General features: G+C 69.5%; 8 protein-coding genes. 2 read left to right on the top strand and 6 right to left on the bottom strand.

The annotated features are described in order from the left end of the window. Positions 1–46: 46 nt before the first annotated feature. The 3 genes from ACWFRB_RS26095 to ACWFRB_RS26085 are packed head-to-tail and all read right to left on the bottom strand — an operon-like array spanning position 47 to position 2,375. On the bottom strand, positions 47–304 hold the full coding sequence (locus ACWFRB_RS26095) for a hypothetical protein (protein WP_452644204.1): 258 nt from the start codon (positions 302–304) through the stop codon (positions 47–49). A gap of 14 nt (positions 305–318) precedes the next feature. Beyond that, entirely contained in the window at positions 319–1,983 is a 1,665-nt protein-coding gene (locus ACWFRB_RS26090) for an FAD-binding protein (protein WP_452644202.1), read from the bottom strand. A 20-nt stretch (positions 1,984–2,003) separates the two neighbouring features. Further along, positions 2,004–2,375, bottom strand: a complete 372-nt coding sequence (locus ACWFRB_RS26085; RefSeq protein ID WP_452644200.1) for a nuclear transport factor 2 family protein — start codon at positions 2,373–2,375, stop codon at positions 2,004–2,006. A 144-nt stretch (positions 2,376–2,519) separates the two neighbouring features. Between ACWFRB_RS26085 and ACWFRB_RS26080 the strand changes: the two genes are divergently transcribed. After that, positions 2,520–4,154: an AMP-binding protein gene (locus ACWFRB_RS26080; RefSeq protein WP_452644198.1), complete on the top strand. Its 1,635-nt coding sequence runs from the start codon at positions 2,520–2,522 to the stop codon at positions 4,152–4,154. 86 nt (positions 4,155–4,240) lie between these two features. Here the strand turns inward: ACWFRB_RS26080 and ACWFRB_RS26075 are convergent, their stop codons facing one another. After that, entirely contained in the window at positions 4,241–4,759 is a 519-nt protein-coding gene (locus tag ACWFRB_RS26075; protein WP_452644196.1) for a flavin reductase family protein, read from the bottom strand. A 200-nt stretch (positions 4,760–4,959) separates the two neighbouring features. Here ACWFRB_RS26075 and ACWFRB_RS26070 point away from each other — a divergent pair, with 200 nt between their 5' ends. Next, entirely contained in the window at positions 4,960–5,577 is a 618-nt protein-coding gene (locus tag ACWFRB_RS26070; protein WP_452644206.1) for a PadR family transcriptional regulator, read from the top strand. 3 nt (positions 5,578–5,580) lie between these two features. Here the strand turns inward: ACWFRB_RS26070 and ACWFRB_RS26065 are convergent, their stop codons facing one another. Then, on the bottom strand, positions 5,581–6,513 hold the full coding sequence (locus ACWFRB_RS26065) for an alpha/beta hydrolase (RefSeq protein WP_452644194.1): 933 nt from the start codon (positions 6,511–6,513) through the stop codon (positions 5,581–5,583). After that, on the bottom strand, positions 6,510–7,373 hold the full coding sequence (locus ACWFRB_RS26060; RefSeq protein ID WP_097210788.1) for an IclR family transcriptional regulator: 864 nt from the start codon (positions 7,371–7,373) through the stop codon (positions 6,510–6,512). Before ACWFRB_RS26060 ends, ACWFRB_RS26065 begins: the two co-directional genes overlap by 4 nt. Positions 7,374–7,563 lie beyond the last annotated feature (190 nt).

Below are 7,563 nucleotides of genomic sequence, written 5' to 3'. Positions count from 1 at the left end.
AGGCCCCACCCTTGCAGGGTGGGGCCTTCCTTCGCTCGACTGAGAGCTAGTCCAGGCGACCGGGAACCGGATAGCTGCGGAGCGCGTCGGTCTCGAGCACCCCCTTGATCGCGGCCTCCTCGATGGAGTCGCGCAGCGCGGTGCAGGTGGGGATCCACTTGCTGTCCACGCCGAGCGCTGCCTGCCGCGCGAACTCGGGGCAGGACGATTCCGCGTCCGCCAGCCACTGGATGCTGGTGTGGGTGGGGCTGTATTTCTCCACCAACACCCGGTTCCCGCAGCTAGTGCAGCTCAGTTCCTGCATGGTCGCCTCGTCTCCTAGTTGACCCCGGCGGCGTGCCGCGCGCCGATGTAGCCGAACACCATTGCGGGACCGATGGTCGCGCCTGCACCGGCGTAGTCGTTGCCCATCACCGCGGCCGAGGTGTTGCCGGTGGCGTACAGACCCGCAATGGGCTCACCGTCGGCGCGAAGCACCTGCGCCTTCTCGTTGTAGACCAGTCCGCCCTTGGTGCCGAGGTCGCCTGCCCTGGTACGCAGCGCGTAGTAAGGCCCCTGATCCAGCACGTCCAGCGTGGGCTGAGCCAGGGTCGGGTCGCCGTAGTAGTTGTCGTAGGCGCTGACGCCCCTGTTGAAGTCCTCGTCCCGGCCTGCCCGGGCGAATCCGTTGTACCGCTTGACGGTGTCGGCGAACGCGGCCACGGGGACGTCGATCTTCTCCGCGAGCTCTTCGACGGTCTCGGCGGTCTGGATGAGACCGCTCTCCAGCCAGGCCTTCGGGAACTTCTGGCCGGGCATGATGCCACCGATCGGGTAGCGACCCTTGGCCTTGTGGTCGAAGACGAACCACGTCGGCTCGTGTCCGCCTGCAAGCTGATCGTGCACAAACGTCACGTACGGCGACGCCTCGTTCGTGAACCGCTTGCCGTGCTGGTCGACGATGATCGAGCGCGGGATCGAGCGCTCCGAGACCAGCACCTGGTTGATGCCATCGGGGCGCAGGAAGGACGGCATCCACCACGCGTCGTCCATGAGATCCAAAGCGGCGCCCAGCTTCTCGCCTGCGAGGATGCCGTCACCGGTGTTCTCCACCGCGGCGGCGCTGAAGTTGTCCTTGCCGCCCTCGCGCAGATAGCGCTTGCGCATCTCCTCGTTGTACTCGAAGCCGCCGCTGGCCAACAGCACACCGCGGCGGGCGCGAATCCGCACCTGCTTGCCGTTGCGCTCGGCGACCACGCCGGTGACGGCACCGGACTCGTCGGTGACCAGGGACTGCAGCGCGGTGTTCAGCCACAGCGGCACACCCGCATCCTTGAGCGCCAGCCGAAGCCGGGCGATGAGCGCCCGGCCGAGGGTGTCCATGTGCCTGCGCAGGACGATGGCCTTGACGGCCCGCAGACCGGTGAGCAGCGCGGTCCACTTGGCCTTCCAGGTCCGCGTCACCATGTTGAGCTGCACGAAGTCCTTCGAGGTGATGAACAGCCCCGGGGGCGTCGCCAGCGCGGCCGGGCGCAGCAGGTCCTCGTCCTCGCCGAGCTCCTTGAGGTTCACCGGGAGCGGCTCGATCGTGCGGCCGTTGGGTCGGCCACCCGGCTGCTCGGGGTGGTAGTCGGAGTAGCCGGTGCACCACTGGAACCGCATGTGCGGGCTCGAGGTCTCCAGGAACTCGAGGGTGCGGGGGCCCTCGTCGATGAACGCGTCGAGGTTCTTCGAGGGCACCCGGTCCCCGACGACGGCGTCGAGGTAGGTGCGCACGTCCGCACGCGAGTCGCCGAGTCCCTCGCGGACGAGCAGCGGGTTGTTGGGGACCCAGATGCCGCCGCCGGACAGTGCGGTCGTGCCGCCGTACACGGCGGCCTTCTCGATGACGAGGGTGTCCAGGCCCCGGTCAGCCGCGGAAAGGGCGCCGGTGAGGCCGCCGCAACCGCTGCCGACCACGACGAAATCGACCTCATGGTCCCAGGATTGTTCGCTTGCAGACATAGTTCTCTCTCTGGTGATACTCAGCCGAAGCTGATGTCGTCCTGCGACCAGAACGCGCGCATGCTGGTGATCCGCGCCTGGTCGTCGAAGGTCATGACGTCGATCGGTTCGATCGTGATGGTCTGCTCGCCGGTGTCGGTGACCACCCGGAACGCGAAGGCGGCCGAGTTGCCCGCGACCCGGATGGAGAGCAGTTCGGTCTTGTTCTGCACCGCGTCCAGCGCGCTGTAGAACTTCTCGATGGCCTCGCGGCCGACCAGCGGCTCGGTGCCAACCGGGTCCTCGAGGGTGGCGTCGTCCGCGTACAGGGCGGCGACGTCGGCCGACGTCCCACTCCCGACCGCGTCGAGGTACTTCGACACCGTCGAACGAATGTCGTCTGCTGAGGCCATGATCTCTCCCGGGCATATGGGTACGGTCTGTACGTGTGACGGTAACCACAACGGCCCGTCCCTGCCCCCCGGCATTCCCGCCCAGCGGGAGGCCTCCGACCAGCGGAACAGAGGTGCCAGAATGTCCGGTACGGTCCCTCGGATATGACCGTCGGCGACATCACCCCCGACACGATCTGGGCGGTGCTGAGCGAGTCCGCGCGACGCCACCCCGACCGCGAGGCCGTCGTAGACGGACGGGAGCGCCTCACCTACCAGCAGCTCGCGGCGGCGGCCTCCCGCGCAGGGATGGCGATGTCCGCCAGCGGGATCCGGCACGGCGACCGCATCGCCCTGTGGGCGCCGAACTCGGCGCGGTGGGCGGTGGTCGCCCTCGGCGCCCATTCCATCGGCGCGGTGGTGGTGCCGATCAACACCAGGGCCCGCGGCGCCGACGCCGCGCACCAGCTGCGCACGACCCGCAGCCGGGTGCTCTTCGTGGACGACGGGTTCCTCGGCACCGGTTACGCCGCGATGCTCCGTGCGGCCGCCGGGGAATCCGGACCCGACCGGCCGGTGCTCGGTCTCCCGGACCTGGAGCGGATCGTCGATTTCCACCGTGAGCCGGACCTGCACATCACGAGCTGGGCGCAGTTCCTCGGGTGTGCGGCGAAGCCACGCAGCGTCGACCTGCGGGCCCACCACCGGGCCGGGCCGCCCGGGCCCGACGACCTCGCCTACATCATGTCGACGTCCGGCTCGACCGGTCCGGCCAAGGGCGTTGTGCTCCGGCACGGACAACTGGTTCGCGTGTACCGGTCCCTGTCCGATCGGCTGGGGATCGGCCACGGCGACCGGATCCTGGGGGTGACCCCGCTGTCGCATTCGTTCGGCCTCAACGCCGGCCTGCTGGCGGCGCTGGCCGCCGGCGGCTGCTACGTCGCCGTGGACGTGTTCGACCCGGTGGCCGCGCTCACCCGGATCACGTCCGAACGGATCACCGTGCTGTCCGGTCCGCCAACGCTGTTCACCGACCTGATCGCCGCGTCGCCTGCGGAACGACACGCGAGGGCACACACCCCGCGACTCGCGGTCACCGGCGCGACGACGGTGGCTGCCCCGCTGCTCGACCGGATCCGCCGGGTGCTGGGCATCCCGCTGATCGTCACCGGCTACGGGCTCACCGAGGCCAGCGGCACCGTGACCGCGAGATACCCCGAACCGCAGACCGTCTCACTCGCCGCGCCCCCGCTGCCCGGGGTGGAACTGCGCGTCGTCGACCCCGAAGGAAATGCCGTCGCGGAGGGCACCGCGGGCGAGGTCCTGGTCCGCGGATACAACGTGATGTCGGGCTATTTCGAGGACGAGGCCGCCACCGCGACGGCACTCGACCGTGACGGATGGCTACACACCGGCGACGTCGGGGTGCTCGAGTCCGGGGAACTGCGGATCATCGACCGGATCGGCGAGATGTTCATCGTCGGCGGCTTCAACGTGTATCCCTCCGAGGTGGAGCAGGTGCTGAGCCGGCACCCGTCGGTCGGCGAGGTCGCGGTCGTCGGGGTGCCCGACGAGCGGCTGGGGGAGCGCGGAATCGCGTACGCGGTCGCCCGGCCGGGCCACGGCGTGACCGGACAACAGCTGGTCGAGCACTGCCGCGGGGCGCTCGCCGGTTACAAGGTGCCCGCTGAGGTGATCCTGCTCAGCGAGATGCCGCGGATCGCCTCGGGGAAGCCGTCCCGGCGGGCCCTGCGGGAGTTGGCCCTACAGCGGCGTGCGGAACACCGCGGAGTCGGGTGACCGCGAGAAGTCATGAGCGACAGGATTGCTCACAGCACGACGCCCCTCGACGATGCTTCGTCGAGGGGCGTCATGCTGCGGGTGCTCTAGTCGGCGAACCCGCCGAACCCGCCCTTGAAGAACAGCAGCGGCCTGCCGTCGGCATCCGCGGTCAGATCGGTGATGCGGGCGAGCACGATGGTGTGGTCGCCCGCGTCGTGCTCGAGCTCGACAGTCGCCTCGATCCTGGCCAGCGCGCCGCCGAGCGCCGGGGCACCGTTGCCCGCCGGGCTCCAGTCGACCTGGGCGAACTTGTCGCCGCCGCTCACCGCGAAGGTCGAGCAGACGTCCTTCTGGTCGTGGGCGAGGATGTTGATGCACAGCGAGCCTGCCTCCCGCAGCAGCGGCCAGCTCGTGGAGGTCTTCGCGGGGCAGAACGAGATGTACGGCGGATCCAGCGACACCGACACCACCGACTGGCAGGCGAACCCGAGGGGTCGGTCGCCGTCGTGGGCGGCGATCACCGCGACCCCGGTACAGAAGTGCCCCATCACCTTTCTCAGTGTGGCGGCGTCGGGAGCCGAGAGAGCGTCCTGCTCGGCGACGACTGTGATCTCTGCGCTCATGTGCGGTTCCTCCTGATGAAACGGGCAACAACCAGGATCGCCACACCCTGTGCGTGGCGCCATCCAGGTTCCCGGTCAGTGGTAGCTTGCCCTGTCCAGGTCATCTGTCCAGTTGTTAGGCTCCCGTAGTGGCACCGACCGAACCGGCCTCCGAGTCCGACCTACCCAACCTGCCCGCGACCAGCTGGGCCGTACTCGGCATGCTCGCGTTCGACGAGGAGCTGTCCGGCTACGAGCTCAAGAAGTGGGCCGACTGGAGCATCAAGTTCTTCTACTGGAGCCCCTCGTTCAGCCAGGTCTACACGGAGCTGAAGAAGCTCGAGAAGCACGGCTTCGTCACCTCCCGGGTGCAGCACGACAACGGGGTTCGCGGTCGCCGGCTCTACAAGATCACCGAGTCGGGCACCGCCGCGGTCGGGCGATGGTCCAACGAGGCGCCGATCGACCCGCCCATCCTCAAACACGGCGTGATGCTTCGCATCTGGCTCGGGCACCTGAACAAGCCGGAGCGGCTCAAGGAGATCCTCCGCGAGCACATCGAGTACGTGTCGAAGATGGAACGGCGCGCCGCGGCCGATGCCTCCGGCGCGGACAAGGAACCGGCCTGGGCGTACTCCCAGATCGTGCTGCGGTGGGCCGAGCGGTACTACGCCGCCGAGCGTGATCTGGCCGAGCAGCTGATCGCCGACATCGACAAGGCCGACGCCGTCATCGCACAGGTCAAGGACGGCGACGACGCCGGCTTCCCGAAGCCGACCCCCGGCGCCTGGCGCCAGGTGGAGGTCGAGACCGAGTCCGAGAATCCCGACCTGGAATGACCCCTAGCGGACCGGGTCGAGGACCTCCCGCAGATCCGCCCAAGCCTGCTTCTGCGCGGTGCGCGCCAGGGCCAGCATGCCCATTGTCATAAACCCGTGGATCGCCCCGTCGTATCGACGATGGTTGACCGGAACGCCCTCGGCGGCAAGGGCATTCGCATAGGCGTCACCCTCCGAGCAGAGCGGGTCGCAGCCCGCGGTGACCACCACGGCCGGAGGCAGGCCTGCCAGCTCCGCGCGCAGGGGAGAGGCATGGGGGTGATCCCGGTCCTCGACCGGGACGTACTGGTCCCAGTACCACTGCATCGCGGCGCGGGTGTTGAAGTGACCGGTCGCGAACTCCCGGTAGGAATCGGTCTCGAAGTCCGCGGCGATCACCGGGTACAGCAGCAGCTGCGCCGCGAGGGCGGGGCCGCCGCGCTCGCGGGCGAGGAGGGCGGTCACCGCGGCCAGGTTGCCACCGGCACTGTCGCCGGCGACCACGATGCGGTCGGTGTCACCACCGAGTTCCGCCGCGTGCTCGGCCACCCACGCCACGACGGCGTAGACGTCCTCGGCGGCGGCGGGCCACCGCGACTCCGGGGCCAGCCGGTAGTCGACCGACACCACGATCGCCCCGACACCGTTGGCCATCGCCCGACAGATCCCGTCGTGGGTGTCCAGATCGCAGAATACGAACCCGCCGCCGTGCGCGAACACGACGACCGGCAAGTCCGCGCCCGAGGTGACCGCGGGCCGGTAGATCCGGACGGGCAGGTCCGAGCCGGGGCCGGGGACCACTCGTTCGGAGACCTCCGCGACCGGCTCCGGCTGATCGGGCCGCACCAGCCTGGCCCGGATCGCGGCGCGCGCCTGCGCGCCGGTCATGGTCTCGACCTTCGGGAAGCCGGCGTTCAGCGCGTCGAGGATCGCTGCCACCTCGCCGTCGACGCTCATGCGTACTGCAGATCCGTCGGCGCCGCCGCGGGGCGGGCGCGGTGGGCCGACGGCCCGCCGAGGATGGGGCGCGGCTGCTGCTGCAGGGTCGGCTGGACCCGGACCGGGCCGCCCTCGATGTTGCGCCAGATCCCCAGCGCGGTCATCCGGACGGGTGCGGCGAGCCGGTGGTCGAGCTTCATCTGCGAGACCGGACCGCAGATCGAGACGGCCGCGACCGCTTCGCCGATGTTCCCGATCGGGGCCGCCACGCAGCCGAACCCGGGCAGCGACTCCTCGCGCTCGTAGGCGATGCCCTGCTCGCGCACCTTGGCCAGCTCGGCGCGGAGCTGAGCCCCCGTGGAGATGGAGTACTTGGTCTTGCGGCTGAGGAGATCGCCGTCGAGAGCCGCGAGCTGGGCCTCGCCCGCGAACCCGAGGATCGCCTTGCCCACCCCGGTGCAGTGCGCGGGGTAGCGGCCGCCGACGCGGGTCGGGATGGCCGCGGCCATCCGGCCGCCGATCTTCTCCAGATACACGACATCGGGCCCGTCGAGGATCGCCAGGTGGACGACGTGGCCGGTCACCCGGTGCAGCTCGTGCAGGAACGGCAGCGCGGCCCGGTGCATCCGATCCTGGTGCACCGCGAGGGAGCCGAGCTCCACCAGGCGCATGCCCAGCTCGTAGTCGCGACCCTGCCTGCGCAGCCAGCGGAGGTGGACGAGCCGCTCGAGCATGCGGTGCGCCGAGGAGCGCGGCAGCCCGGTGCGCCGAACCACCTGGGCGAGCGTCAGCCGGCCCGGTCCGTCGAAGGCATCCAGAACGAGCGAGACGCGATCGAGTACGGCGCTCGGGGTGCTGGCGTCGACCAAAGTTGTCATGGGGTCCTCCGGGAGTGCTTGGCGGCTGGGGCGCCGGGTTGGTGCGACGATCGGCTGGGGGTCCGACCGGGGTGTTTCGATTAGGAATATGACTATTGATAGCACGTGCTTGTGTCGGCTGTCACACACGACCGAGTGGTTCGTTTTCGGTCACGGGACGGCAAAGGGCCCCGGGTCGATTGACTCGACC

The sequence above is a fragment of the Rhodococcus sp. NPDC055112 genome (assembly GCF_053607505.1).
This window is presented reverse-complemented; position numbering and strand designations above follow the sequence as displayed.

What these genes read in the sequence shown, in the direction of transcription:
- ACWFRB_RS26090 (WP_452644202.1), bottom strand. Translation starts at nt 1,983, where the DNA reads ATGTCTGCAAGCGAACAATCCTGGGACCATGAGGTCGATTTCGTCGTG.
- ACWFRB_RS26080 (WP_452644198.1), top strand. Translation starts at nt 2,520, where the DNA reads ATGACCGTCGGCGACATCACCCCCGACACGATCTGGGCGGTGCTGAGC.
- ACWFRB_RS26065 (WP_452644194.1), bottom strand. Translation starts at nt 6,513, where the DNA reads ATGAGCGTCGACGGCGAGGTGGCAGCGATCCTCGACGCGCTGAACGCC.
- ACWFRB_RS26070 (WP_452644206.1), top strand. Translation starts at nt 4,960, where the DNA reads ATGCTCGCGTTCGACGAGGAGCTGTCCGGCTACGAGCTCAAGAAGTGG.
- ACWFRB_RS26075 (WP_452644196.1), bottom strand. Translation starts at nt 4,759, where the DNA reads ATGAGCGCAGAGATCACAGTCGTCGCCGAGCAGGACGCTCTCTCGGCT.
- ACWFRB_RS26060 (WP_097210788.1), bottom strand. Translation starts at nt 7,373, where the DNA reads ATGACAACTTTGGTCGACGCCAGCACCCCGAGCGCCGTACTCGATCGC.
- ACWFRB_RS26085 (WP_452644200.1), bottom strand. Translation starts at nt 2,375, where the DNA reads ATGGCCTCAGCAGACGACATTCGTTCGACGGTGTCGAAGTACCTCGAC.
- ACWFRB_RS26095 (WP_452644204.1), bottom strand. Translation starts at nt 304, where the DNA reads ATGCAGGAACTGAGCTGCACTAGCTGCGGGAACCGGGTGTTGGTGGAG.